26 protein-coding genes and 3 tRNA genes are annotated in these 24,774 nt (G+C 37.3%); 17 read left to right on the top strand and 12 right to left on the bottom strand.

Translation table 11 applies throughout. The features are described from left to right. Positions 1–4: 4 nt before the first annotated feature. The 5 genes from ACM40_RS19380 (at position 5) to ACM40_RS19360 (ending at position 6,295) form a co-directional block, all read left to right on the top strand. Positions 5–2,593, top strand: coding sequence for a DNA gyrase/topoisomerase IV subunit A (locus tag ACM40_RS19380; RefSeq protein ID WP_048504414.1), 2,589 nt, complete (start codon positions 5–7; stop codon positions 2,591–2,593). A gap of 11 nt (positions 2,594–2,604) precedes the next feature. Beyond that, on the top strand, positions 2,605–3,258 hold the full coding sequence (locus ACM40_RS19375; protein ID WP_048504413.1) for a rhomboid family intramembrane serine protease: 654 nt from the start codon (positions 2,605–2,607) through the stop codon (positions 3,256–3,258). Positions 3,259–3,288: 30 nt separating this feature from the next. Then, a complete protein-coding gene (locus ACM40_RS19370; protein WP_048504412.1) occupies positions 3,289–4,398 on the top strand; it encodes a helix-turn-helix domain-containing protein in 1,110 nt (369 codons plus the stop codon). 143 nt (positions 4,399–4,541) lie between these two features. Next, positions 4,542–5,327: an SDR family NAD(P)-dependent oxidoreductase gene (locus tag ACM40_RS19365; RefSeq protein WP_048504411.1), complete on the top strand. Its 786-nt coding sequence runs from the start codon at positions 4,542–4,544 to the stop codon at positions 5,325–5,327. Next, positions 5,324–6,295 carry an NAD-dependent epimerase/dehydratase family protein gene (locus tag ACM40_RS19360; RefSeq protein ID WP_048504410.1) on the top strand — a complete coding sequence of 324 codons (972 nt, stop codon included), beginning with the start codon at positions 5,324–5,326 and terminating at the stop codon, positions 6,293–6,295. The genes ACM40_RS19365 and ACM40_RS19360 overlap by 4 nt, the downstream gene beginning before the upstream one ends. A gap of 213 nt (positions 6,296–6,508) precedes the next feature. Here the strand turns inward: ACM40_RS19360 and ACM40_RS19355 are convergent, their stop codons facing one another. The 5 genes from ACM40_RS19355 to ACM40_RS19335 are packed head-to-tail and all read right to left on the bottom strand — an operon-like array spanning position 6,509 to position 9,843. Then, a complete protein-coding gene (locus ACM40_RS19355; RefSeq protein WP_048504528.1) occupies positions 6,509–6,868 on the bottom strand; it encodes a DUF4180 domain-containing protein in 360 nt (119 codons plus the stop codon). 10 nt (positions 6,869–6,878) lie between these two features. Continuing rightward, the gene (prmC, locus tag ACM40_RS19350) at positions 6,879–7,730 is read right to left on the bottom strand and encodes a peptide chain release factor N(5)-glutamine methyltransferase (RefSeq protein ID WP_048504409.1); all 852 of its coding nucleotides are present in this window, start codon (positions 7,728–7,730) and stop codon (positions 6,879–6,881) included. Then, entirely contained in the window at positions 7,731–8,489 is a 759-nt protein-coding gene (gene yaaA, locus ACM40_RS19345) for a peroxide stress protein YaaA (protein ID WP_048504408.1), read from the bottom strand. Positions 8,490–8,494: 5 nt separating this feature from the next. Next, positions 8,495–9,211 (bottom strand): CPBP family intramembrane glutamic endopeptidase, encoded by a 717-nt coding sequence (locus ACM40_RS19340; protein ID WP_131705392.1) that lies wholly within the window; start codon positions 9,209–9,211, stop codon positions 8,495–8,497. A gap of 20 nt (positions 9,212–9,231) precedes the next feature. After that, positions 9,232–9,843 (bottom strand): L-threonylcarbamoyladenylate synthase, encoded by a 612-nt coding sequence (locus ACM40_RS19335; protein ID WP_048504406.1) that lies wholly within the window; start codon positions 9,841–9,843, stop codon positions 9,232–9,234. Between the two features lie 102 nt (positions 9,844–9,945). Between ACM40_RS19335 and ACM40_RS19330 the strand changes: the two genes are divergently transcribed. The 3 genes from ACM40_RS19330 to ACM40_RS19320 all read left to right on the top strand — a co-directional run bounded on the left by ACM40_RS19330 (position 9,946) and on the right by ACM40_RS19320 (position 10,272). Next, positions 9,946–10,018: transfer RNA gene (locus ACM40_RS19330), tRNA-Met, on the top strand. 38 nt (positions 10,019–10,056) lie between these two features. Beyond that, positions 10,057–10,129 (top strand) — tRNA-Met (locus tag ACM40_RS19325). Between the two features lie 70 nt (positions 10,130–10,199). Further along, positions 10,200–10,272, top strand: a tRNA-Met gene (locus tag ACM40_RS19320). Between the two features lie 180 nt (positions 10,273–10,452). Here the strand turns inward: ACM40_RS19320 and ACM40_RS19315 are convergent. The 5 genes from ACM40_RS19315 to ACM40_RS19295 form a co-directional block, all read right to left on the bottom strand. Next, entirely contained in the window at positions 10,453–10,752 is a 300-nt protein-coding gene (locus ACM40_RS19315; RefSeq protein ID WP_048504405.1) for a hypothetical protein, read from the bottom strand. A 22-nt stretch (positions 10,753–10,774) separates the two neighbouring features. Next, positions 10,775–11,545 carry a GLPGLI family protein gene (locus ACM40_RS19310; protein ID WP_048504404.1) on the bottom strand — a complete coding sequence of 257 codons (771 nt, stop codon included), beginning with the start codon at positions 11,543–11,545 and terminating at the stop codon, positions 10,775–10,777. 168 nt (positions 11,546–11,713) lie between these two features. Further along, a complete protein-coding gene (locus ACM40_RS19305; RefSeq protein WP_048504403.1) occupies positions 11,714–11,956 on the bottom strand; it encodes an Ada metal-binding domain-containing protein in 243 nt (80 codons plus the stop codon). Between the two features lie 3 nt (positions 11,957–11,959). Then, the gene (locus ACM40_RS19300) at positions 11,960–12,673 is read right to left on the bottom strand and encodes a 2OG-Fe(II) oxygenase (RefSeq protein ID WP_048504402.1); all 714 of its coding nucleotides are present in this window, start codon (positions 12,671–12,673) and stop codon (positions 11,960–11,962) included. A gap of 505 nt (positions 12,674–13,178) precedes the next feature. Then, positions 13,179–13,763 carry a hypothetical protein gene (locus ACM40_RS19295; protein WP_048504401.1) on the bottom strand — a complete coding sequence of 195 codons (585 nt, stop codon included), beginning with the start codon at positions 13,761–13,763 and terminating at the stop codon, positions 13,179–13,181. Positions 13,764–14,089: 326 nt separating this feature from the next. Between ACM40_RS19295 and ACM40_RS19290 the strand changes: the two genes are divergently transcribed. The 4 genes from ACM40_RS19290 to ACM40_RS19275 all read left to right on the top strand — a co-directional run bounded on the left by ACM40_RS19290 (position 14,090) and on the right by ACM40_RS19275 (position 17,991). Continuing rightward, on the top strand, positions 14,090–14,455 hold the full coding sequence (locus ACM40_RS19290) for a BlaI/MecI/CopY family transcriptional regulator (protein WP_040994660.1): 366 nt from the start codon (positions 14,090–14,092) through the stop codon (positions 14,453–14,455). Positions 14,456–14,461: 6 nt separating this feature from the next. Next, positions 14,462–16,354, top strand: coding sequence for a M56 family metallopeptidase (locus tag ACM40_RS19285; protein WP_048504400.1), 1,893 nt, complete (start codon positions 14,462–14,464; stop codon positions 16,352–16,354). A 61-nt stretch (positions 16,355–16,415) separates the two neighbouring features. After that, the gene (locus ACM40_RS19280; RefSeq protein WP_048504399.1) at positions 16,416–17,321 is read left to right on the top strand and encodes a GLPGLI family protein; all 906 of its coding nucleotides are present in this window, start codon (positions 16,416–16,418) and stop codon (positions 17,319–17,321) included. A gap of 106 nt (positions 17,322–17,427) precedes the next feature. Next, on the top strand, positions 17,428–17,991 hold the full coding sequence (locus ACM40_RS19275; protein WP_048504398.1) for a sugar O-acetyltransferase: 564 nt from the start codon (positions 17,428–17,430) through the stop codon (positions 17,989–17,991). Positions 17,992–18,068: 77 nt separating this feature from the next. Here the strand turns inward: ACM40_RS19275 and fsa are convergent, their stop codons facing one another. After that, the gene (fsa, locus tag ACM40_RS19270) at positions 18,069–18,722 is read right to left on the bottom strand and encodes a fructose-6-phosphate aldolase (protein ID WP_048504397.1); all 654 of its coding nucleotides are present in this window, start codon (positions 18,720–18,722) and stop codon (positions 18,069–18,071) included. Positions 18,723–18,922: 200 nt separating this feature from the next. Here fsa and ACM40_RS19265 point away from each other — a divergent pair, with 200 nt between their 5' ends. Then, positions 18,923–19,411, top strand: a complete 489-nt coding sequence (locus ACM40_RS19265; RefSeq protein ID WP_048504396.1) for a YdeI/OmpD-associated family protein — start codon at positions 18,923–18,925, stop codon at positions 19,409–19,411. Positions 19,412–19,613: 202 nt separating this feature from the next. Here ACM40_RS19265 and ACM40_RS19260 read toward each other — a convergent pair whose 3' ends face one another. Then, positions 19,614–20,189 carry a tetratricopeptide repeat protein gene (locus ACM40_RS19260; RefSeq protein WP_048504395.1) on the bottom strand — a complete coding sequence of 192 codons (576 nt, stop codon included), beginning with the start codon at positions 20,187–20,189 and terminating at the stop codon, positions 19,614–19,616. A gap of 190 nt (positions 20,190–20,379) precedes the next feature. On the opposite strand from ACM40_RS19260, the gene pepE reads away from it, so the two are divergent. The 4 genes from pepE to blaIND all read left to right on the top strand — a co-directional run bounded on the left by pepE (position 20,380) and on the right by blaIND (position 24,740). Next, a complete protein-coding gene (pepE, locus tag ACM40_RS19255; RefSeq protein ID WP_048504394.1) occupies positions 20,380–21,072 on the top strand; it encodes a dipeptidase PepE in 693 nt (230 codons plus the stop codon). Between the two features lie 184 nt (positions 21,073–21,256). After that, positions 21,257–22,627, top strand: a complete 1,371-nt coding sequence (dacB, locus tag ACM40_RS19250; protein WP_048504393.1) for a D-alanyl-D-alanine carboxypeptidase/D-alanyl-D-alanine-endopeptidase — start codon at positions 21,257–21,259, stop codon at positions 22,625–22,627. 7 nt (positions 22,628–22,634) lie between these two features. Then, positions 22,635–23,786, top strand: coding sequence for a sensor histidine kinase (locus ACM40_RS19245; RefSeq protein WP_048504392.1), 1,152 nt, complete (start codon positions 22,635–22,637; stop codon positions 23,784–23,786). Between the two features lie 225 nt (positions 23,787–24,011). After that, on the top strand, positions 24,012–24,740 hold the full coding sequence (gene blaIND / locus ACM40_RS19240; protein ID WP_048504391.1) for an IND family subclass B1 metallo-beta-lactamase: 729 nt from the start codon (positions 24,012–24,014) through the stop codon (positions 24,738–24,740). The last annotated feature ends 34 nt before the right edge of the window (positions 24,741–24,774 follow it).

The following is a 24,774-nucleotide window of genomic DNA, read 5'->3' as shown; positions in this document are numbered from 1 at the left end:
AGAGATGACGACAGAAGAAAACTCGCACGAAGGTGAGAGCTTGAAAAAAGTCTCGGGACTTTATAAAGACTGGTTTCTGGACTATGCTTCCTATGTAATTCTGGATAGAGCGATTCCTTCCGTCTATGATGGGCTTAAGCCTGTTCAGAGAAGGATCATGCACTCTATGCGGGAGCTGGAAGACGGCCGTTACAACAAAGTAGCCAATATCGTAGGAAATACCATGAAATACCATCCCCACGGGGACGCTTCCATTACGGATGCAATGGTACAGATTGGCCAGAAAGAGCTCCTGATAGATACCCAGGGAAACTGGGGGAATATTTATACCGGAGATTCTGCGGCGGCGGCAAGATATATTGAAGCCAGACTGACTCCTTTCGCATTGGAAGTGGTCTTTAACCCCAAAACGACGGAATGGGCAAAATCCTATGACGGCAGAAATAACGAGCCTATTGATCTTCCAGTAAAATTCCCGTTGCTGCTTGCACAGGGAGTGGAAGGAATTGGTGTAGGGCTTTCTACAAAAATTCTTCCCCATAATTTCAATGAACTGATCAATGCGTCTGTTGCATATTTAAAAGGAAAGAAATTTGAACTCTTCCCGGATTTTATGACGGCAGGTTACCTTGATGTCTCCGAATACAATGATGGGCATCGAGGAGGGAAAGTAAGAGCCAGGGCCAGAATAACCCAGACTGATAAACATACGCTGGTGATTTCTGAGCTACCTTTCTCAAAAACGACAAGCGACCTGATCGATTCTATCCTGAAGGCTAATGAAAAAGGAAAGATCAAGATCAAAAAGATTGAGGATAACACTTCGGATACCGTAGAAATCCTTGTCCATCTTCATAACGATGTGTCGCCGGACAAAACCATCGATGCGCTGTATGCATTTACAGACTGCCAGGTAACCATTTCACCCAATGCATGTGTGATTGTTGGTGATAAACCGATGTTCATGAATGTTTCCGATATTCTGAAAATGAATACGGATCATACAGTTTCATTGCTTAAAAAAGAGCTGGAAATTGAACTTCATGAGCTTCAGGAAAGCTGGCATTTCTCTTCACTGGAAAGAATATTTATAGAAAACAGGATCTATCATGACATTGAAGAAGTAAAAACCTGGGAAGAGGTAATTAAAACCATTGATGCCGGATTAAAACCTCATACCAAGCATCTTTTAAGAGCAGTGACGGAGGAAGATATTTTAAAACTGACCGAGATCAGGATCAAAAGGATATCAAGATTCGATTTAGATAAATTTAAAGAAAATATTGCTGCCCTTGAAGGCAAAATAGAGCAGGTAAAGCATCATCTTGCCAACCTGATCGCCTATGCTATTGATTATTATCTGAATATCCAGAAGAAATACGGAAAAGACAGGCAGAGAAAAACTGAGCTGAGAATCTTTGACACGATTGATGCTACGAAAGTAGCGGTGGCCAATGAAAAATTCTACGCCAATTTTGAGGAAGGATTCATTGGAACTTCACTGAAGAAAGACCAGTATCTGTTCGACTGTTCCGATATCGACGATATCATTATATTCCGGAAAGACGGAACGATGAAGGTGGTGAAGGTAGAGGCCAAGACATTCGTAGGGAAAGATATCCTGCACGTGGCCATATGGAAGAAAAATGACAAAAGAACCGTCTACAACATGATTTACCGTGAAGGAAGGGACGGACCTTACTACATGAAACGTTTTTCCGTAACGGCAGTAACCCGAAACACGGATTATCCGCTGGCTTCTGATAAAAAAGGTTCGGAAACCCTGTATTTCTCGGCCAATCCTAATGGAGAAGCAGAAACGGTAACCGTTCTTTTAAAACCGAATCCGAGGATCAGGAAAAATAAAATGGAAATTGACTTTTCTGACCTGGCTATCAAAGGAAGAGATTCCAAAGGAAATCTGGTTACCAAATATTCTGTGAAAAAAGTAGATATGAAAGAGGAGGGCGTTTCTACGCTTGCCCCTAGAAAAATCTGGTTTGATGATACGGTAAGAAGACTCAATGCTGATGGCAGAGGAACCCTTCTGGGAAGCTTTAAAGGGGATGACAGGATCCTGACGATCAATACAAACGGCGAAGTGAAGCTGGTCTCTTTCGATCTGGGCAACCGCTTCGATGATGAATACCTCGTCCTGGAAAAATGGAAGCCGCAACAGCCGATAACCTGTATTTATTATGACGGGGAAAAAGACATGTATTTTATCAAAAGATTCCTGCTGGAAAATACCGTGAATATACAGACTTTTATGCCTTCGGAACACCCGAAATCATTTATTGAAAATGTGATTGTAGCTGACGGAGCTACGGCCGAGATCATCTTTGCTAAAGATAAAGGTAAAGAACGCGAGCCTGAAACCGTACAGATAGATGAATTCATTGCAGTAAAAGGAATCAAGGCAATTGGAAACCAGTTCACGAAATTTAAAGTGAAAACAATCAATATTACCATTCCTGAACCTGTGGAAGAGGAGCCGGAAGTATATGAAGAACCCGAAACAGGAGACGGTATTGTAGATGACGACCGGACCGTAATTGGAGACTTGTTTGAAACAGGAGAACCCGAAAATTAAGAATTAAACTTATGAATATTCTCATCTTATTTATTATCATTACAGCTATTATCAGTTTTGTTGCTTTTAACAATCCCGGTATTACTGAAAAATATAAGTTCAGTGTAGGAGCGATCCTGCACAGAAAAGAATACATCCGCCTGCTTTCATCAGGATTCCTGCATGCCGACATCATGCACCTGGTTTTTAATATGATGACCCTGTATTTCTTTGGCCCTATCGTCATCCAGACTTTTGGAAACATAGGTTTTGCCATCATCTATTTAGGTTCTATATTGCTGGGAAATTTTCTATCCCTTTATATTTATCAGAAACAGCCATGGTATTCTGCAGTAGGAGCGAGTGGAGGTGTTTCAGGAATATTGTTTGCTTCCATAGCGATGATCCCGGATATTGGAATTTATATTTTCTTTATTCCTATTCCGGTTAAGGGATACCTTTTCGGACTTCTGTATTTCGGATATTCGGTCTATATGATGATGAATCCGAGACAGCATGATAATATCGGGCATGCTGCACACCTTGGAGGCGCTTTTTTCGGGTTGGTGTATGCAATAGCTGTAGCTCCGGATACGGCAATGCATAATGCTCTGTACCTGGGAATCATGTCACTTCCGCTGATTTATCTGGGCTATGAAATTTTTGTCAGGAAAAGAATAGGATAAAAATTTATCTTTACTAAAATATCAGAACCAATGAACACATCAGAATTAAACCGTTTCATCGTTGTATTAATCTATGGTTCATTGGTTCTGCTTTCTTTATTGAAACTGTCCAATCCGTTAAAGGTTAACAGAAAAGCCAATTTCTGGTTCGGAATATTTCTGTTTTTGTGGTCAAGTTTCTGGCTGGATGAGATTCTTACACTTGTAAAAGGGGCTCCGGTTGATGTTCAGTCTATAGTTTCAGTTCAGATCATTCAGTTTCTGACTCCGGTTATGTTCTATTTTAGTGTGTTATTTTACACCAATCCTTCATTTAAATTTAGAGTTTCAGATCTGAAATATTTTATTCTTCCGCTTATCTTTTGGATCAATATCTTATTGCAGCGTTTTGGAGGATTTGAAGATCAGACGATCTTTAATTATGTTTTTATCGGGCTGATACTTTTCCAGGCTATATTCTATACCGGTCTATCATATTTTACCATTCAGAAACACAAGAAAAGGATTCAGCAGTTTTCAGCCAATACGGAAGGGATCAATCTCAACTGGCTGGAGTACATTACGATAATCATTTTTATTATCAATATTATCTACGTAGTTTATAATTTATCCTACGATTCAAAAGCGTTGAATTTTTTCATTAACGGAGCTTTTCTGCTGGTTATTTATTCCGTAGGCTATTATTCTTTGAAGCAGAAAGAAATTTATCCTTTGGAAGAAAAACAGCGTGAAGAGCTGATTTCCATTGATGAGGATCAGGAAACAGAAGAAATAAAGAAAAAACTGATCTCCGATGAAGAATTAATAAGAATTAAAACCCAGCTGGAAGAAATCATGGACAGGCAGAAACCATATCTGGACAGCGAACTCAACCTCATCAGGCTTTCCGAACTGTTGTCTGTTTCCACCCATCATCTTTCGTATGTGATCAATACCGGTTTTAAAAAGAACTTTTTCCAGTACGTCAATGAATACAGGATCGGATATGCCAAAAGACTTCTTAAAGATTCTCAAAGTAAATTGTCAATTTTAGGAATTGCCTACGAATCCGGATTCAATTCCAAAACTTCTTTCAATACCACCTTTAAAAAACTGACCGGCCAGACTCCTTCTGAATATAAAAATAGTTCGGATTTATAAGTTTTAACGTGTTTGTTTGTTTAAATGATTGTTTTTCAGCTTTTTGTGCATCATGCTTTTTTGATGAGGAAATAAGTTCACTCGGATAATCCTGAACATTCAACACCCTTTTTCAGAATAGCTTTGTCCCATAAAATTGTGTTATGGATACCAAAGAATCATATGCTGTAGTTACCGGAGCAAGCCAGGGGCTTGGAAAGGCATTTGCTGAAAATCTGGCAAGCAAGAATATCAATGTTATTTTAGTAAGTCTCCCCGGACAGCAGCTTGAAGAACTGTCCCGACAGCTTGAAAAAATTTACCAGATCAGGGCACCTTATTATGAAACAGATCTTTCGGTGAATGAAAATGTATTGAAACTAACAGAATGGCTGAATAAATCCTTTGAAATCCATATCCTGATCAATAATGCAGGCCTTGGAGGTACCAAGAAGTTTGTAGATGCTTCGTCCTCTTATATCAACACCATTCTGCAGGTTAATGTCACAGCGACATCCCTGATCACCCATCAGCTCTTACCCAATCTTTTAAGGCAGCCCGAAGCTTATATTCTGAATGTGTCAAGTATGGCTGCTTTTTCACCCATAGGTTTCAAAACAGTATATCCGGCTTCCAAAACCTTTATTCATTCATTTTCAAGAGGTCTCTATGAAGAGCTTAAGGATACAAACGTTTTTGTAAGCGTTGTGAATCCCGGTGCCATGAAAACCAACAAGGACGTCTGCAAAAGAATTGAAAAGCAGGGTGCTTTAGGAAAGCTGACCCTCCTGGATCCGAACAAAGTAGCCGCTTATTGTATCAGACAACTTTTCAGAAGAGATTCCGTTATTATGGTGAATCCTATAAGCTGGCTGGTGATGAAAATCCTGCCGATATGGATCAAGCTGCCTCTGATGACCAGTGCCATAAAAAAAGAAATTGAAGCATGAAAAAAGTTTTCGTGACTGGAGCCACAGGTCTTCTGGGAACTAATACCATTATTAAATTATTACAATATGATTATTCTGTTATTGCTCTGGTGCGTAAGAAAAGCAGCTGGATGGGCGAGGAAAGCAAAAATCTCAGATGCATAGAAGGTGATCTGTTCTCGGATATTTCAGAACATGTGCAGAATGTGGATGCTGTTATCCATATCGCTGCAGAAACCGGCCAGAACCTGCTGAGTTATGAGGATTATAAAAAAACGAATTATGATGCTACGGCTCATCTTTTTGCAAAAGCCACGGCCGCAGGAGTGAAAAAATTCCTGTTTGTGAGCACTGCCAATACTTTGGGATTCGGAAATTCTGCAGACCGGGGAAATGAGCAGGCTCCACAGCTTTATCCCTTTACCAGTTCTTACTATGCGAAAAGTAAGCTGGAAGCAGAAAACTATCTCCTTCAGCAGAACAGGGAAACCAATGTTGTGATCTTAAATCCTACTTTCATGATTGGAGCCTACGACCGTAAACCGAGTTCGGGGAAAATTATTTTCTGGGTCTGGAAAAAGAAGGTAGTTTTTTATCCTAAGGGCGGGAAAAATTTCGTTCATGCGGAAGATGCTGCTGAAGGAATTATAAAAGCTGTTGAGAAGGGGAAAAGAGGCGAGAAATACCTGTTAGCCAATGAAAACCTTACCTATAAAGAATTTTTCAAAAAAGTAAATACCATATCCAGGCAAAATCCTGTTATGATCCCGATTCCTGATTTAGTTCTGGCCATGTTGGGAGTGTTCGGTGATGGCTTGCGGAAGCTTAAAATAAAGATCAGTTTAAGCTCTGCTAATATGAAAGCACTGAGGATTGATAATTTTTACTCAAACAGGAAATCTGTAGAGGATTTAAGAATTACATATCAGTCTGTTGATAAAGCAATAGAGGATGCCATCAGATTTTTTGAAAAAAAGAATAATATATAACGCATAGTTTATCCAAAAGCTTCATCAGATCAACTTTGTTGATCCGACCTTTGCTTTCTTTAAATAAATGGTAAGATAGTAAAACTTTGCGTTAAAAAAGCTGGGTTTATTTCTCCCACAGATTATGCAGATTACCCAGATTTTTATTTGTGAATATATTTGTGTAAATCTACGTAATTCGTGGCTGATAAAAAATGTATATTTCTGATAGTATCAGTTTCCCAGTTTATTCAAAGCATCTTCCAATGTTCCAGTGAAGTTGATATGCTTAGCCTTATTGCTTTCAAAAATAAAATCCCTGATGCTTTTGCTTTCGTATTTTCCAAAATCTCCCACAATGGCAAGGCTTACCCGGTAATTAGAGAACTTCTGCAGAATATCCCCGGCTATTTTTGTTTTCAGATCAAAGAATTCAGGAGTGATATTTTTCTCATAGACGATTAATTTATCGAAACCCTGATAATAGATATCTCCGAGGAGATCCAGCCCATCCTGAACAGACTGGATAACTGTTTTATCAGAAATAATTTCTGCAATTTTTATATCGTTGACAACATGTGAGATGATTTCCATAATTTGGTTGTTATTTCCGTCCAAAAATAAAACGGTCATTTTCGGATAAATCCTTAATAAGTTGAGCCTCAGAAAAAGAGTCAGTGTATAATTCCAATGTTTCCGGACCTAGTTTTTGATTGATCTCTAAAAAAAGAAGACCATTATCTTTCAGGTGTTGCTTTGAATCTACAGCAATTTTGCGGTAAAAGATCAGTGCATCCTGAACAGGGGAGAAGAGGGCCATTTTAGGCTCAAATCCCTTGACAGAGTCTGCAATTTCAGTTTCCTCTTCAATTCCTATGTAAGGAGGATTGGAAATAATAACATCGTATGTCTCAGTTAATTCTGAATTCAGATAATCTGCATGAATGAAATTGATTTCCAGCTGATGATATTCGGCATTTCTTTTTGCTGTTTCCAAAGCTTTTTCAGAAAAATCAATGGATGAAATTTCTGCTTCGGGGAAATGCTTTTTTAAGACCAGGGGAATTACACCGCTTCCGGTTCCGATATCCAGAATTTTTAAATTTTGATGATGAAATCCAGAATGCCGGATGGTTCGGATCGCAATTTCAAGCAATTCCTCCGTTTCAGGACGGGGAATCAGTACATGTTCATCCACGAAGAACAACATGCCATAAAATTCTGTTTCTCCAAGGATTTGTTGATAAGGCTTGCCGGTTTTTAATTCTGAAACAGCTTCAAGAAGTTTTTGTTCATCATCCATGAGAAGCGGCTGATCGGATAATTTTCTCTGGTGGAATGAATTAAGACCAACAATTTTCTGTATAAAAACGGAACATAAAAAAGTACTTTCCGATTCATTATACAATGTGGAAAGTTCTGATTTAAAATATTTTTTGAATGCTGATACTGTCATTTATCTTGTAAAAACCAGTTTTGTGTCTGTAGATTTTTCCTCATCAATCAGGTAGCCTTCATAGTTGAATGCCTTTACATCATCTAAAGTTTTGGCATTGGTTTCTGCACAGAATCTTACCACAAGACCTCTTGCATGCTTGGTGTAGACAACGATGGTTTTCAGTTTTCCGTCTTTTTGCTCATAAAAATCAAAATCAATCACCTTATGGTTCAGTTTTTTTCTGTCTATCACCTTTCCGTATTCGTTGCTGGCCAGGTGAAGGAGAATTTCTCCCTTTTTCATCTCGGAATTAAGCTGGTCCGTAATTTTTTTCCTCCAGAATTCGTACAGGTTTTTGTATTGATCGAATTCAAAATGGCGTCCCATTTCAAGCCTGTAAAGCATGACCTTGTCGGACGGTTTCAGAAGGCCGTACAGCCCGGAAAGCATCCTGTAATTTTTCTGTAAATAATCAATGGCATCTTTATCTAAGGTTTTGGCATCCAATCCTCTGTAAACCTCTCCTGTAAAGGCAAATAGGGCAGGAGCTGATTCTTTGGCTGTGGGTTTGGCTTTCCATTTCTGGTTTCTTTCCCAGTTTTCGTCAGCAAGCTTGGATGATATTTCCATGAGCTCGGAAAGATATTTCGGGGATTTTTGTTTTAAATAAGACTGTATCAGAGCAGCTTCTTCGATGAATTTCGGAGTGGTGGTTCTTAAAAGGTCTGTTGAATTCTCAACGTTCATCAGTTTCGCTGGAGAAGTTATAATTTTCATAATGTTTAGAAGGCGGATAAATGTTTAATGTCAATAAAATTCATGATCATCATCGATACAAAATCATACATACAATGGCAGATGATAAGGATTTTAATGTTTGAATATTTTTTATAAAAAACAGCAAAAACAGTTCCGATAAAGAAAGGTATTAGAACTTGTCCTATCGTCCCGTAAGTGATGTGCAGAATCCCAAATAACATGGCAGAAACAAAAATGCCAAGGTATTGGTTACCGTATATTTTTTCAATTCTCGGCTGTATATATCCCCGCATGAGAAGCTCTTCCACAACTCCTGCTGTAAGGCAGATGGAGATAATCAATGGAAAATTATTCCTGAAAAGCGAGGCTATCTGAACGATCTTTCTACTTAAATTCTCATGGGTAAAAATCTGGATCATAAAATTCAGGAAAGCACTGCCGAAAGAACAGATCAGATATAAAGTTATTATGGCTTTAATGTAGAATAATCCCGGATATTTTTTCTCTTTCCATAGCAGAAAAGTATTCTTTTCTATGAAAAAATTGTACAGGAAAATTAAAAGAAGAACTATCCACAGGGCAATCCTTGTGTAAAAAAAATTAATTGCTGTAAATGCTTTTACTCCTGTAACAAAATAAATGACGGGAAAAGAATAAAGCATTGCCGCAGCCAGAAGCACAAAAGTTAAAAGAATTCCTGTCGCATATTTTCCGTTCAAACCCATATCTCCAACGATCACTCTCAGCTGTTAATCTTCAATTAAATAATTCCTTTTCCCTGACGGATAATTTCCGGTTCTCCGGAAGTGAGGTCCACAATAGTGGAAGCCACATTATCCCCATATCCGGAATCGATGACAATATCCACCAGGTGGTCATATTTTTCAGCAATCAGTTCAGGGTCGGTTGAATATTCAATGATTTCGTCATCATCTTTGATAGAGGTTGATGCAATAGGATGGCCAAGTTTTTCTACAATAAGCTGCGGAATCGGATGGTCAGGAACACGGATACCGATGGTCTTATGATTTTTATAGGCCAGCGGAAGGCTTTTATTGGCATCCAGGATAAAAGTAAAAGGACCCGGAAGATGGCTTTTCAGAAACCTGAATACGGAGGTATCAATGGGTCTTGTAAAATCAGAAAGATGGCTTAAATCGTTACAGATAATAGAAAACTGAGACTTTTCGAGCTTTACTTTTTTGAGCTGAGCCAGCTTTTCCATGGCTTTTATGTCAAAAATGTTACATCCAAGGGCATAAACCGTATCTGAAGGATAGATAATAAGTCCGCCGTTTTGTAAGGTTTTAATGACCTCATTCACAAGATTTTCCTGAGGATTGTCAGGGTAAATTTTCAGTATTTTTGCCATAAAACAAAGATACAAATAATAAAATAGTTTTCATAAAAGTCCTTTATTTAAAAGAAAAATTAGGATTTTCAAAAAAATGCCGTATCTTTGCACTCACAATATCGCGGGATGGAGCAGTAGGTAGCTCGTCGGGCTCATAACCCGAAGGTCATCGGTTCGAGTCCGGTTCCCGCTACTAATTAAGTGCTTTCGGTAAGCACTCTAAAAATACACCGCGGGATGGAGCAGTAGGTAGCTCGTCGGGCTCATAACCCGAAGGTCATCGGTTCGAGTCCGGTTCCCGCTACTAAGTTAAGTGCTTTCGGTAAGCACTCTAAAAATACACCGCGGGATGGAGCAGTAGGTAGCTGATACACCGCGGGATGGAGCAGTAGGTAGCTCGTCGGGCTCATAACCCGAAGGTCATCGGTTCGAGTCCGGTTCCCGCTACTAAATTAAACCCTGTATAACAGAAAGTTATACAGGGTTTTTTAATTTTTCTTTTCAAGATAAACAAAATAATCCTATTGTGATTTCAAGCGCTCGAATTAGTATTTTATACATGCAGATAAAATAATAGATGAAATGTAAATAGCTTCCAAGCAGGAGGATATTTATACTTAAATTCTTTTAACAATTACCATAGTTAGAATTAACAGCATAAGCTAGTTCATCATTAAACGCTGGACTCATGTCAGGATTATCAGATTGAAAATAAATTGTACTGGTACTTCCACATGCATTTGTAAAAGCAACAGACCACCATCTAAAATACAAAGCTAAAGCTTCTTTTTGCTCCAAGGTAAGTTCTTTAACATCTGAAGCCTGTTCTTTTTTAATTTCATGTCCGTTTTCTTTAACTTTTTCTTTAGTGTTAGCAAAAGTTAACGATGAAAGAGCCATTGACCCGATAAATAATAATTTTTTCATAATTTTATGTTGGTTAAAAATGTTAATCTAAAAATGTATTGATACTTTTTATACGATCAATCATGAATTTGGTTCTGTCATTTCCATTGGCATCTAAAATTTTTATATTTCCATTGTACATAGATGGGTTTTCATGAAAGTTTTTTCTTGCTTCTAAAAACTGTGCTTTAGTTTTAGCTTTCACTTCGTTGTAATATTTTAAAGGCTCAATTAACTCCTCAGATTTCTTAATATCTGTAGCATATATTTCAATGGTTTTGCTTTTATTATATACTTCCAATACTATACCTGATAAACCTTTGAATCTGAAAGGTCCTTCAGGAATGGATATATCGTTTGTAAACCAAGCAAAAAAAGTTTGACCGGTATCAGTTTGAGTTTTAGCTAATTGGCATTTATAGCCTTTTATATCCTTTCTCTCGTCTAGTATTTCCCATTTCAATTTCGGCTCTTCAAAGGTAAAGGCATATTTCCCAACTGGTAATGAAGCGGTAATAATATCTCCATTCTTGTAGATACTCTCAGTGGTTTTAGGGTATTTAGCAATCGGACCTGCAGATGTAGTAATTGTTTCTGTTGGGGTTCCTTTATAATACAATTTAGCTTCCTTACTACAATAGATTGATTGAGTATTATTAAAAAGTAAAGTAGTGGAAAAGATATTAACTTTATCCCTGTTTAAACTATCAGGAATCATTTTAGTTTCATAATTAATTTCCATCACAGCTTTTTCTTGGGCAGATAAAATGACACTAAAAAGAATTATAAAAGCACAGACTAATTTCTTTTTCATACTTAATTTATGTATCTCAATATTACAAAATGTTTTTTATTCCCAATTATGGGAACTCGTAAATTTTAGAATTTTTTATTATGTTAAAATACAGTTTATTAAAGATTTAGTATTCCTATCTTAATGCCTTTGTATTTAGAATTGCAATACATCTTTAACATTTGCAGGTTATAATTTATTTTTCCATTGTTTATATTTTTCTCTCATGCAATGCCCACAGGGACGGTAATTATTTTCCAGAGCTTCCTTTTCGGATTTAAAAAAGATCCTGTTTTCTGTTTTCATTCTTTTACCGGAGGAGCAGCTGAGCAAACCATAGATTTTTAATTTTGAATTTCCGCCGAAATTAATTTCCCTACTTCTGATTTTACTCCTTAAGACGGTGGCTGAAATTTCAGTATGCCGTTTCATAGATCAACTGACAGCATCATGAAAAATAATTCCCAATGTATAGCGGTTGCCTTCTTTTACCTCACTGACGCCATGTTTCATATTTACCCTGTAATAGCCTTTAACTCCCTTTTCAGGTTTGAAATGCGTTGTGAAAATCAGGGCGTCTCCTTTCTCCGGATTTAAAACTATTGCTTTGGACTGTGCTCTTGGAATCTGCTGTGTAAGTACAAGTTCCCCACCTGTAAAGTCTTTTCCTGGCTCGTTCAGCATTAAAACAATCTGGATGGGAAAGTAAATATCTCCGTAGAGGTCCTGGTGTAAGGTATTGAAGCCTCCTTTTCCGTATTTTAAAATTAATACGGTTGCTTTATGCTGCCCTTTGCTGTGACACTGCTGAAGCAATGCCGAATGTTCCGGTGGAAAATCTATGTTGATGTTCAGTGCCTTAAACCAAGCATTGGCAACAGGAACGAGATGCGGGTACATCCGTGTTCTTATAGTCTGGATCAGAGCGGGAAGGGGATAATTGAAATATTTATATTCGCCCAATCCAAAACGATGGCGGGCCATTACTACTGTTTTCCGGTATAAATCTGATGCATGGTATTCTGATTTCAATGCTTCACATTCATCATCTGATAACAGTTCAGGAACAATGGCATAGCCAGTTTGATGTAGGTTATCAGTGACGGTTGCCCAATCTATGTTTTCAATTCTTCGGATAATATCATTCATAACTATTGTATAGAGTGATGCAAAGATCCAAAGTTAGCTGCGGTTATAAAATCCGAAACGTGCTGTATTTTATAATCTGTATAAATGAAATTTATTATTTAAAAGTATTCAATGCTGTGTCCTCTATTGTCTCAAAAGTAGTATTACTTCTACAAAGCATGTTATTTAATTCTACATCCTTTTTTTAGCGGGACAGCTCCAAAATCATATTTTTGTACAGCTCTTAATTAACCGGGAGACCGGTTTCAGAGCCTATTTATGTTTTTAAGATCTCCGCCTCATTTTCTACTTTTTCCCGAATGTTTTTATGATTAATACATAACAGCCTTCCGGCGGAGATCTTTTTCTCAGGACTTAAATTTTTCATTAGGATATAATAATGATTAATGTTTGTATATATTCTAACTATAGAGAGAACGGCATCTGCGGTTCTCTTTTTTTATTTGAAGCTGTAAAATAAAAAATCCTGCTTAAAGAAGCAGGATCATTATCGTTTAGGCTGATTTTATTGAGCTAACTGACTGTAAGGAGCAAGTTTGTTATCATCAGACATGGTCTGTCCTAAAAATTCTTTTTTCTGGTCTCCCTTCATTCTTCCTGCAGCATCACTGGCGTTGAAATAAGCTTCGCTTAGTTTTGTAGCGATATCTGCCGGCTTGAAATCAAATTTCGTATCACCTTCCACACCAAGGTATCCGTTCTTTCTGGTAAGGTTTGAGATATAATTGTTATAGTTGATGAATGTATTTCTTAAGTATTGTGTATGATATTCCATACATTTTTTAGCTTTTTTGGAAGAATTGTTCAGAATACAGTTCTTCATATTATTTCTGTACAGGAACCATTCAGATTCCAGGATACCATATTCTTTTCCTAAAGCTGTTTTTCCGTTGTTAAGGATATTATTGTCCCCCTCCTTATCAGCAATAGTCTGAAGATGCTTGATGACCAATGGAACTGTGTTTTCAATCTTCGTTTTGGTTTCCTTTAAGACACTGAGATCTGCAGCCGGGGAATTCTTCTTTTTTTGAGCTGTAGTAACGTTAAAAATAAGCAGCAATAGTACAATCAATAAGTTATATCTTTTCATGAGAAATTTTTAAAGCACTAAAATAAATATATTTTCTCACTTTAAACAAATTCATTTTAATTTTATTTAATAAAATTTAACAAGTTTTAAGAATTTATAGCCATTTATGAAGTTTTCCTGCATATTAAACAGGCAATAAATGAGGTATATTAAAAATTTAACATATTTTAATAAAATTTATTTGCCTGATTTTCAATAACTTATATTGTTTCGTTCTTTATCACTAAAAAAATAGTTGTTTCAATCCATTTTATTTCTACATTTGTATAACTAATTTATTAGTGATATGAATTAGATATCACATTTATGATAAAAATAAGCAGGATATGAAAATTCAGAATTTAACAAAAGCAGAAGAACAGGTGATGCAGTATTTATGGAAACTCGAAAAAGGTTTCCTGAAAGATATTCTGGACCTCTTTCCGGAACCGAAGCCGCATACCAATACGGTTTCTACGATTTTAAAAGTCCTGAAAGACAAAGAATTTGTAGATTATCATGTATACGGCAGGCAGCATGAATATTTCCCGTTGGTTACCAAAGAACAGTATTCCGGGAAAACCATGAAAAGCCTTGTTAAAAATTATTTTAAAGGTTCTTACAAAAGTGCGGTTTCTTTCCTTGTAGAAAAGAATGAAATGACGGTAGAAGACCTGGAAATGCTATTAAACGAACTCAAAAAGAAAAACTAACTGATCATGGAAACTGTATTTTTATACTTGGGAAAAGTAATTGTGTGCTCCGGTGTAATGTTCTTATACTATCAGTTGTCTTTAAAAGACAAGACATTCCATCATTACAACAGATTTTACCTTCTGTTTGCCATGATAGTGTCATTGCTGCTGCCCCTGATCAGGGTAGACGATTTTACCATAGAAGTGAACAGTGATATGTATATGCTTCTTGACAAAATACAGAATTTTAACACAGAAAAAAACCTAGACAATGGCCACATTTATTTTAGAATTATTTTTTCAGCTCTGGGACTGGTTTCTCTCTATTTTTTAGGGAAGTTGATTTTCGGGATTCTTAAGATCCGGAAACTTAAAAAACAGTTTCAGAAAGAAAGTTTTGACGGCATCAATTTTTACCGTACAGACCTGACCGAAGCTCCGTTTTCATACTTTAAAAACCTCTTCTGGAAAAACACCATTATGCTGAATTCCGATGTAGGAGAGCAGATTTTAAAACATGAAATGGTTCATATTGAGCAGAAACACTCTTTCGATAAGATCTTTATTGAAATTATTACCTCTGTGTTCTGGTTCAATCCGTTTTTTCATATCATCAAAAAAGAGATCAGTCTGATCCATGAATACCTGGCTGATAAAAAAGCCGTAAAACAATCGGATACCAAAGCATTTGCGCAGATGCTTTTAGCAAGCCACTTTTCCGGAACACAGTTGCCTGCTGCCAGTCCGTTTCTAAATTCAAATCTAAAAAAACGACTTAAAATGTTACAAAAACCAAAAACCAAATTCGGATATGCGCGAAGAATTTTTGCCTTACCGGTTTTATTTTCAGTAGCTTTTGCCTATATGGTAAATGCCAAGAACAAAGAAATCAAAGAAACCAACCTTTCTATAAAAAATGTAGTTTCAGAAATCAAGAAAGATACGATAAGACCTGAAAAAACTACAGGATTGAAAACCGTATCACCGGCTGACCATACAAAACTGGCTGAAATTGAAAAAAAGTTAAAAGAAAAGGAGAAGGAACTGGAAGGTCTGGAACCTGAAAGCGATGCCTTCGATAAGAAAATTGAAGAAATAAGCAACCTGGCATCAGAAATAGGAGAGATGTCTGCCGATGTTGAAGTGGATAAATATTTCAATTCTGCTGAATGGAAGAATCAGATGAAGGAACTTGAAAATATGGATCCTCTTGATAAAAAAGAGCTTCGTAAAATAGAAAAAGAGGCAAAAAGGGCGGCAAGAAAGGCTTCAAAAATAAGCAAACTGCCGGTTCCACCTACACCACCAAAAGAACCGAGGGTAGTTTATTTTAAAAATAACAATACGGTTAATTATAATGACCTGAGCCCTAAAGAAAAAGAAGAAGTACGTAAGGTGATGGCAGAAGCAGGCAAAGCTATGAAAGTGGCAGCAAAAGCCAGGATAGAAGGAGAGAAAGCCCGTATCGAAGGTATGAAAGCTGGTGAAATAGGAAGAATAGCCGGAGAAAGAGCAAGAATTGAGGGTGAAAAGGCAAGAATTGATGGAGAAAAAGCAAGAAAAATAGGCGAAGAAGCAAGACAGGAAGCATTAAAAAGAATTTCGGAAGGCGCCAGGGGAAATGTATACTTCTTTAAAAGCTCAGGTTCTGATAAACCATTTCCAATAAGCAGAACCATGGAGCTTCAGGCAGATTATATTAAGAAGGATGCTGCAGGAAATATTGCCGTGAACGGTGTGAAGAAGTTTAAAATAAATAATGACTGGGATGATATAAAAGTTTTCGTTGACGGAAAAGAAGTCAGCAAAACTGAATTTGAAGCAATAAAGCCTGATAAAATTGCCAGTTTCACGGTTAATAAAGAAAATACATACGGTGTAAAAAGAGGAGAAATAAGAGTTCAGACAAAGAAATAAGTACCACAAAGCTTTGTTAATTGTATATTGGCAAAGCTTTTTTTATTAATAAATTCAAATTATGAAAACAAAAATTTTATTTTTTTTACTTCTGGGAATGCTTGCCGGAGCCCAGACCAACAGATTCTTTTATGAATATAAGTTTATTCCCGATTCGAACAATAAGGAAGATGTGAAAAAGGAAATGATGCTCCTGGACATTAATAAAGCCGGTTCCTCCTATTACAGTCATGATAAATTCATTGCAGATTCCACTTCAAGGGCAGATTTGCAGAAGCAAATAAATTCAGGGAGCGGAAACATCAGCATCAACCGAAGAGAAAGACCGGGACAGGTTTCGTACAAAGTGACCAAAAGCTATCCTGAATTCAAAACTTACCTTTTTACCAATATCAGCACAGATAAATACAAAATTGCGGAAGATAAAAAACCGGAATGGAAAATCCTTCCGGATAAACAGAAAATAGGCGAATACAATACCCAGAAAGCTGTGACAAGCTATGGCGGAAGAGAATGGACAGCCTGGTTTTCATCAGATATCCCTTTTCAGGACGGACCTTATAAATTTTATGGCCTTCCGGGACTGATCGTAAAGATAGAGGATGCTACCGGATCGCATGTTATGACCTTGGTAGGAAATAAAACAATACCGAATCCAGCAGAGGAAAATGAAGCCCAGCTTCCGGATAATGTAAGAATACTGGGAATGGGAACCAAAGAACTGGAAATTACCAAAGACCAGTACAAAAAAGTTTGGAAAGCTTATGTGAACGATCCTACCAAAAATATGAGAGAAATGATGATGAAAAATGGTGGAGATTCCAATACAAAAATGGTATTTAAGATGAAAACCCAGGACGGGAAAGAACTGTCAGACCCCAATCAGGTATTTAAAGAAATGGAAAAAAGAACCAAAGAATCACTTCAAAAAAATAACAACCCGATCGAACCGGATTTGACGAAGTAAATTCTATGATTTTTAAGATACAGCAGGATGGTTATTAATGACCATCCTTTATTTTTGCGGATTATCGTAATTTTAAACCTTAAACCTTAAACTTTAAACCCCAACCATGACAGAAAAGGAAAAATGCGAGGCCGGACTTTTATACAACGCAAATTATGACGAACAGCTGATCAGCGAACGGATCGCATGCAAAGATCTGTGTCTGGAATATAATGCCTTAAAAAATTCTGATACTCAAAACAGAGCTCTATTGATCAAAAGAATTCTTGGAAGTACAAAAGAGAATATCTGCATAGAGCCTTCTTTCTGGTGCGATTACGGATATAATATTGAAACCGGTGAGAATTTCTATGCCAATCATAACCTGACTATTTTAGACTGCGCAAAAGTGAAGTTCGGAGATAATGTTTTTATCGGTCCCAACTGCAGTTTTTATACCGCAGGACATCCGTTGAATGCAGAGCAGCGAAATGAAGGCCTCGAATATGCCCATCCGATTACGGTTGGTGATAATGTATGGCTGGGAGGGAATGTAGTGGTTCTGCCCGGTGTCACCATTGGAAATAATGCGGTAATTGGTGCCGGAAGTGTGGTCACCAAAAATATTCCGGACCATGTTGTGGCTGTAGGAAATCCGTGCAGGGTGATTAAAAATATAGATGAAAAATAATTCAGATCAGATTTTTTTAATAAAGAAAATCCCGGAACAGAAGTTCCGGGATTTATATGTTCAGTTGTAGTCGATTATTAAGCTAATTTCTGGGAATCTGCAATAAACTGAGCCAAACCGCTGTCTGTTAGCGGGTGCTTCAGTAAGCTCAAGATCGGAGGAAGCGGAGACGTAATAACATCTGCCCCGATCTTGGCACAATCGATGATGTGCATAGAATGACGGATAGATGCTGCCAGAATCTCAGTTTCATACATATAGTTATCGAAAATTAATCTGATCTCCTGGATAAGACCCAATCCGTCTGTAGAAATATCATCCAGTCTTCCAAGGAAAGGGGAAACATAAGTAGCGCCTGCTTTAGCTGCTAAAAGAGCCTGTCCTGGAGAGAAAATAAGGGTACAGTTCGTTTTGATCCCTTTATCGGAAAAATATTTTAATGCTTTAATACCGTCTTTGATCATTGGGATCTTTACTACGATATTCGGGTGGATTGCTGCCAGTTCATCCCCTTCTTTGATCATTTCCTCATAAGTTGTGGAAAGTACTTCAGCAGAAATATCTCCGTCTACAAGTTCACAGATCGTTTTATAATGGTTTTTGATCGCCTCATTCCCCTGAATTCCTTCTTTTGCCATTAAGGAAGGATTGGTGGTTACTCCATCCAGAATTCCAAGGTCTCTTGCTTCTTTGATTTGCTCTAAATTGGCTGTGTCAATAAAAAATTTCATTTCGTTCGATAGATTTATTCCTGCAAAGATAATGATTCCCTTTGTGAGTGGAAAATTTTAATTTTGTTAGAAGTTAGAAGTTAGAAGTTAGAAGTTAGAAGATGGAGGAAAAAATTGTAAAGGATAATTTATAGTATACTTTCTCAAACTTTCAGACACTCAAACTCAACATTTCCCATAAAACACTACATTTGTTAAACATGAAAAGCAAGAGTTTTACAGCCGCACTGGAAATTATCGGGATCAATCCTTTTGTTTTCGTTCCTGAAGATATCTTAACTGACATTTTCAGGGAAGCGGGAAAGGACAAAAGCCCTGTTCCCGTAAAAGGAACCGTCAACGGAAAAGAATTTAAGCAGAACCTGATGAAATATTTGGGGGAGTGGAGACTCTATGTCAATCTTTTAATGTTGAAAAATTCCCCTAAACGAATTGGTGAAACTCTGGAGATTTCAATAGAATATGATGATTCGGACAGAAGTATCTCCATACATCCAAAGCTGGATGCAGCTATTAAGGAAAGTCCTGTAGCGGTCCGTAATTTTGAAAACCTTACTCAGTCCAGAAGACATGAACTGATCCGATATATCAATAACCTGAAAACGGATGCCAGTATCGAAAGGAATATCGGAAAGATCATCCGGCATCTGCATGGTGAAACCGATTTCTTTGGTAAAAGAATCGAATAGTTAACTTAAAGAACTGTTTTCAAACCATTAAGGAAAATTAAAAAATTAAGAATAATTAAGTTGAATTATTCTGATGATTAGAATAATGTTATTTCTCCTTAATAATCTTAATCACTTAGTAAATCTTAATGGTTAAAAACAGCATTTAAAAATATTTAAGCACATAAAAAATCCGGAAATTTTTTCCGGATTTTGTTTTTAACTATGAATTCAAAGTTTTGCTAAGCTTTAAAGCATCCTGATTGGTAGGATCATATTCTATAGATTTAGCAATATGTTCTTTAGCTTTAGCAGGGTCACTTTTTTGTTCTGCAAAGGCAAGATAAAAATAGGCATATGCCAGATTTTTCTTATTTTGTTCTACTTCTTCAGGCTTTACAGTCGCAATATACTTCTCATAGGCAAGTTTTGCATTGGCATCATCTTTAGCGGACTGATAGGCATAAGCCTGGCTGTAGTAAGACGGAGCCCAGTCCGGCAATAAAACAGATATTTTTTTCCATGTATCAACTGCATTGGTCCAATCTGATGCGTCCTGATAGGCTCCGGCAAGTTTTGCCAGTGCATCCGTATCTTTTGGATTGGCTTCAATCTGTTTTTTCAGACCTTCAATGGTTGAATTGCTTCCTGCCTGAACAGTAGCGGTTGTAGTAGTATTAGTTGTAGTAGTGTTGGTAGCAGTATCAACTTTGGTTGTTTGCGCATTCACCAAACTTGCCGTTCCTGCAAATAGTAATCCTAAAAATAGGTTTTTGATATTAATTTTAGCCATTTTCATAATCTTAACATTTTAAAATTCTATAGTTTGAAATCCAATAATAATTCCATAAAAGCTAAAATTTTAGAAGCTTTAAGTTTTTTTAGAAGATATTAACGGCTATACTATTTTTTTTAGCTTAATTTTTGATTCGTTAGCGATTGATTCTATCTTTGTAAATCAATTTTTAATAATCAACAAAATTTACGGTATGAATATCATATTAGCATCAACGTCTACTGTTTTCGGAGGAGAATATCTGGAATACCTGAGAAAAGAAATAATAAAGCTTTATCAGGGAATTGACGAAATTATTTTCGTTCCTTTTGCCAGACCTGGCGGAATGTCGCATGATGAATACACGGCGAAGGCACGCTCTTTCTTTGAAACTATTCATATTAAAGTAAAAGGTCTTCATGAGTTTGAAAATAAAACAGAAGCTCTGAACAGCGCCCAAGGATATTTTACAGGAGGAGGAAACACATTCTTACTGGTAAAAACTTTGCATGAAGAAGGCCTGATGGATGTTCTGAAGGAAAACGTCGAGTCCGGAAAAGCCTATCTCGGCTGCAGTGCCGGAAGCAATATCGGAGGACAGAACATGAAAACCACGAACGATATGCCTATTGTTTATCCGCCAAGTTTTGACTGTATGGGACTTGTTCCTTTCAACCTTAATCCGCATTACCTTGACCCGAATCCTGAACTGAAGCATAACGGGGAAACAAGAGAAATGAGAATCAAAGAATTCCTGACCCAAAATGATCTGAAAGTCATCGGCCTTCGTGAAGGAAACTGGATCAGAAGAACAGGAGACAGGATCACAGTAGAAGGAACCGAGCTCACAAGAATCTTTGAAAAAGGTAAAGAACCTTACGAAATAGAGGCGGGGACTCTCCTTTAAACGCCAAAAGTAAGCTCTTATTTTTATTATATTTGATCAGAAATTGGTATCATTTTTTGTAAAGCCATTGGAAAACTTTCACTCAATATCCAGAATAACAACTGATTAATTAAATAGTATTGGAATGTCATGCTGAGCGAAGTCGAAGCATTGGAATTTAAATTTAGATTATAACAACCTTGTCATGAAAAAAACACTTGCAGTTCTTATACTGTCGGTTCAGGTAATATCTGCCCAGAATATTGCTCAGAAGCTGGATAAAGCGACTAAAGACCTTATGGATTCTTCAGGAGCGGTTTCATCCGGCTTATCATTTTACGTTACTGATGATAACGGAACGTTTATATATGAATATGAGGGTAATAAAGGGCTGTCAACAGCTTCCACACAGAAAATTTTCACTGCCGGTGCAGCTCTTGAAACTTTAGGTAAAAATTATACGTATAAAACAACGGCAGGATATTCAGGAACCTTATCTGCAGGAATTCTGAACGGGGATTTTGTCATCAGTTCAAATGGTGACCCCACATTGGGAAGCTGGCGGTACGATGCCTATAAGCCTGAAAACTTTAAAAATAAATTGATTGAAGCTCTGAAAAAGTCAGGGATTACAAAAATTTCCGGCAATCTGGTCATTGATGATTCTTATTTTGACCATCAGACAATTCCCGGCGGATGGCCCTGGGATGATCTAGGTAATTATTATGGAGCAGGAGTCTGGGGGATCAACTGGAGGGAAAACCAATTCGATATCAATATTGCCGGCACAGAGTTTAAAGGATTTTCGTATCCTTTAGAAAATGTAAAATGGCTGAATGACCTGAAAGCAGGAGGAAGTTCGGATCAGAGCCTTATTTTCACTGCACCGTATTCCGATGTAGCGTTAATCAACGGTACATTGCCGGCAGGAAAAACAGTTACCGTTTCCGGGTCTGTTCCTAACCCGCCATTACAGCTGGGCACAGAGGTGAAGCAATGGCTTAAAGAATCGGGCGTTGAAGTTTCAGGGAATGTAATGACAGTGTCACAGCTTGAAATGGAAGGAAAGCAGGTTCCCGGAGCTGCAAAGAATATTATTCTTACTTACCAGTCCCCAACTTTGGATAAAATTATATATTGGTTTTTAAGGAAAAGTGTCAATATGTATGGGGAAACCTTAATTAAAACTCTGGGAAAAGAAAAGAAAGGAAATTCCAGCTTCAAAAGCGGGGTTGCTTATCTGAAAGAATTCTGGAAATCCAAAGGAATCAACCCGAATATGATTAATTTTGCTGATGGAAGCGGACTTTCGCCACAGAATTATGTAGCCGCCAAAGCTGAAGTCCAGGCTTTACTGTATGCGAAAAAACAGCCGTGGTTTGATGCGTATTATGATGGCTTTCCGACTCAGGATAACGGAATGAAGATGAAAAGCGGAACAATGAGGGATACCAAATCTTTTGCAGGATATCATACCGCAAAAGATGGCAAAAAATATGTATTTTCAATCATTATTAATAATTATCAGGGTAGCGGAGGAGCTGAACTGCAGAAAATTCTGAATGTTTTAAAATAAAAGAACTTTGAGGAAATCCATACTTACCAGGCTGAATAACTGGATCATATTTTTGCTGATGACTGTGGTAGTCGTCACTATTGTGGTTGCTTCAACGATTCTTATCAATTTCCTCCGAAAAGAAGAAATCAAGCGGGTAGATATCCTGGTAAGTGCCCTGAAATTTCAGCAGGAAGTGACCCCAAGCCTTGAAGTTCAGGAACTGATCCTTAAAATATACAGTTCCAACAATACGATTCCAATGATTGTACTGGACAAGGATGATAGGCCTATGGTTCATAAAAATATTCCTCAGGAAATAGAAAATGATCCCGTACAGATCACCCTTCTGGCTAAAAAAATGGCAAAAAGCTATCCTCCGATCGAAATTAAAATTCCCGAAGGAAATAACCAGTTTGTTTATTATGACAACTCACGGTTACTGAACGATTTAAGGTATTCCCCTTTTATACTGGGCTTTTTTATTCTTTGCTATTTCCTGTTTTCATTCTGGTTTTTAAGGACCATTAAAAAAACGGATGAAGGCTATCTCTGGGCCGGACTCGCTAAAGAAACTGCTCACCAGATCGGAACACCTTTATCCTCGATGATAGGCTGGATGGAGATCATGAAGCTGGATAATCCGGAGTCCGAAGGGGTACACGAAATGGAAAAAGATATTGAAAGACTGAGGACCATCTCCGAGCGTTTTTCTAAAATCGGGTCTGTCCCTGAACTGAATGACATGAATTTCAATGAAACGATTGTAGAGAATTATAATTATCTCAAAACAAGAATTTCAAAAAAGATCAACTTCAGTCTGCACCTTCCGACATATACCATTCTGGTTCCTCACAATAAGATCCTGATGAGCTGGGTGATTGAAAATCTTGTGAAAAATGCCGTAGATGCCATGAAAGGGGAAGGTACATTGGACATGTCTGTTTTTGAAAGGAATAAAAATATCCTCATCGAGGTAAAAGATTCCGGAAGCGGAATGACCAAGCAGCAGGCCAGAAATGCCTTTAAACCCGGATATTCAACTAAGAAAAGAGGCTGGGGACTTGGACTTTCACTGGCGAGAAGGGTTATTCATGAATACCATAACGGAGATATTAAAGTTTCCCAGACTGAAGTAGGAAAGGGAAGTACATTCAGAATCACCATTAAAAAAGCATAAACATAAATTGGTTATTTTGATGATTTCATTGTCATAAATATTTCTCTGATAAAATACAAAAATTGCTTAGCTGACATAGTATTAAAATAAGTTAAATCCTTCTGATGTGGATCGGTTTAAACGAAATAATAAATAAATTTACACTTCTTCCGGGTACAATTCATATCAATTGTTCCGTTCCAGAATTTATATTTCGGTAAATCAATTTAAATACTATAAAAAATTATGAGGAAAAATGTTAGGGTTTTGACTGTGTTGTCTCTGTTCTTAATTAATTTTTTTAATGCACAGGTTCGTGACTTTGTAATCGAGCAGCCTTTTGGCAAGCAACTTTATCTGTATAAGACCTTCGGAGTTTTTGAAGGCAAAGAATATTCAACCAATGCGCTTTACCTGATTACTAAAAAAGGGGTGGTCCTGTTTGATGTTCCATGGCAGAAAACCCAGTATCAAAGCCTTATGGATACCATAAAGAAACGTCATAACTTACCGGTAATCGCTGTATTTGCAACGCATTCACATGCTGACAGGGCCGGAGACCTTAGTTTTTACAATAAAAAAGGAATCCCGACCTATGCTACGGCCAAAACCAATGAATTTCTGAAGAAAGAAGGAAAAGCAACTTCCACTAAATTAACAAAAGTGGGAAAGACCTATAAAATAGGCGGTGAAGAGTTCACTGTAGATTTCTTAGGTGAAGGGCACACGGCAGATAACGTGGTGGTTTGGTTTCCAAAATATAACGTCCTGGACGGTGGCTGCTTAGTAAAAAGCAGTGCAGCAGTTGATCTTGGATATACTGGAGAGGCTAATGTAGAGCAATGGCCGGCAACCATGAAAAAACTGCAGGCTAAATACCCTTCCACTGCAAAGGTAATCCCGGGTCATGATGAGTGGAAAGGCAATGACCATGTAAAACATACACTGGAGCTTTTGGATCAACAAAAACAATAGTAAAATACGGAATACAAAAAAGCGGGAAATTTAT

Origin of the sequence: Chryseobacterium sp. BLS98, from assembly GCF_001045445.1 — a bacterium.
In the GTDB taxonomy this organism is placed as follows: Bacteria; Bacteroidota; Bacteroidia; order Flavobacteriales; family Weeksellaceae; genus Chryseobacterium.
Note: the sequence above shows the minus strand (reverse complement) of the source record. Positions and strands in the feature narration are given on the sequence as shown.

Coding starts and splice junctions, on each gene's coding strand:
- ACM40_RS19380 (WP_048504414.1), top strand. CDS start 5: ATGACGACAGAAGAAAACTCGCACGAAGGTGAGAGCTTGAAAAAAGTC.
- ACM40_RS19375 (WP_048504413.1), top strand. CDS start 2,605: ATGAATATTCTCATCTTATTTATTATCATTACAGCTATTATCAGTTTT.
- ACM40_RS19370 (WP_048504412.1), top strand. CDS start 3,289: ATGAACACATCAGAATTAAACCGTTTCATCGTTGTATTAATCTATGGT.
- ACM40_RS19365 (WP_048504411.1), top strand. CDS start 4,542: ATGGATACCAAAGAATCATATGCTGTAGTTACCGGAGCAAGCCAGGGG.
- ACM40_RS19360 (WP_048504410.1), top strand. CDS start 5,324: ATGAAAAAAGTTTTCGTGACTGGAGCCACAGGTCTTCTGGGAACTAAT.
- ACM40_RS19355 (WP_048504528.1), bottom strand. CDS start 6,868: ATGGAAATCATCTCACATGTTGTCAACGATATAAAAATTGCAGAAATT.
- prmC (WP_048504409.1), bottom strand. CDS start 7,730: ATGACAGTATCAGCATTCAAAAAATATTTTAAATCAGAACTTTCCACA.
- yaaA (WP_048504408.1), bottom strand. CDS start 8,489: ATGAAAATTATAACTTCTCCAGCGAAACTGATGAACGTTGAGAATTCA.
- ACM40_RS19335 (WP_048504406.1), bottom strand. CDS start 9,843: ATGGCAAAAATACTGAAAATTTACCCTGACAATCCTCAGGAAAATCTT.
- ACM40_RS19315 (WP_048504405.1), bottom strand. CDS start 10,752: ATGAAAAAATTATTATTTATCGGGTCAATGGCTCTTTCATCGTTAACT.
- ACM40_RS19310 (WP_048504404.1), bottom strand. CDS start 11,545: ATGAAAAAGAAATTAGTCTGTGCTTTTATAATTCTTTTTAGTGTCATT.
- ACM40_RS19305 (WP_048504403.1), bottom strand. CDS start 11,956: ATGAAACGGCATACTGAAATTTCAGCCACCGTCTTAAGGAGTAAAATC.
- ACM40_RS19300 (WP_048504402.1), bottom strand. CDS start 12,673: ATGAATGATATTATCCGAAGAATTGAAAACATAGATTGGGCAACCGTC.
- ACM40_RS19295 (WP_048504401.1), bottom strand. CDS start 13,763: ATGAAAAGATATAACTTATTGATTGTACTATTGCTGCTTATTTTTAAC.
- ACM40_RS19290 (WP_040994660.1), top strand. CDS start 14,090: ATGAAAATTCAGAATTTAACAAAAGCAGAAGAACAGGTGATGCAGTAT.
- ACM40_RS19285 (WP_048504400.1), top strand. CDS start 14,462: ATGGAAACTGTATTTTTATACTTGGGAAAAGTAATTGTGTGCTCCGGT.
- ACM40_RS19280 (WP_048504399.1), top strand. CDS start 16,416: ATGAAAACAAAAATTTTATTTTTTTTACTTCTGGGAATGCTTGCCGGA.
- ACM40_RS19275 (WP_048504398.1), top strand. CDS start 17,428: ATGACAGAAAAGGAAAAATGCGAGGCCGGACTTTTATACAACGCAAAT.
- fsa (WP_048504397.1), bottom strand. CDS start 18,722: ATGAAATTTTTTATTGACACAGCCAATTTAGAGCAAATCAAAGAAGCA.
- ACM40_RS19265 (WP_048504396.1), top strand. CDS start 18,923: ATGAAAAGCAAGAGTTTTACAGCCGCACTGGAAATTATCGGGATCAAT.
- ACM40_RS19260 (WP_048504395.1), bottom strand. CDS start 20,189: ATGAAAATGGCTAAAATTAATATCAAAAACCTATTTTTAGGATTACTA.
- pepE (WP_048504394.1), top strand. CDS start 20,380: ATGAATATCATATTAGCATCAACGTCTACTGTTTTCGGAGGAGAATAT.
- dacB (WP_048504393.1), top strand. CDS start 21,257: ATGAAAAAAACACTTGCAGTTCTTATACTGTCGGTTCAGGTAATATCT.
- blaIND (WP_048504391.1), top strand. CDS start 24,012: ATGAGGAAAAATGTTAGGGTTTTGACTGTGTTGTCTCTGTTCTTAATT.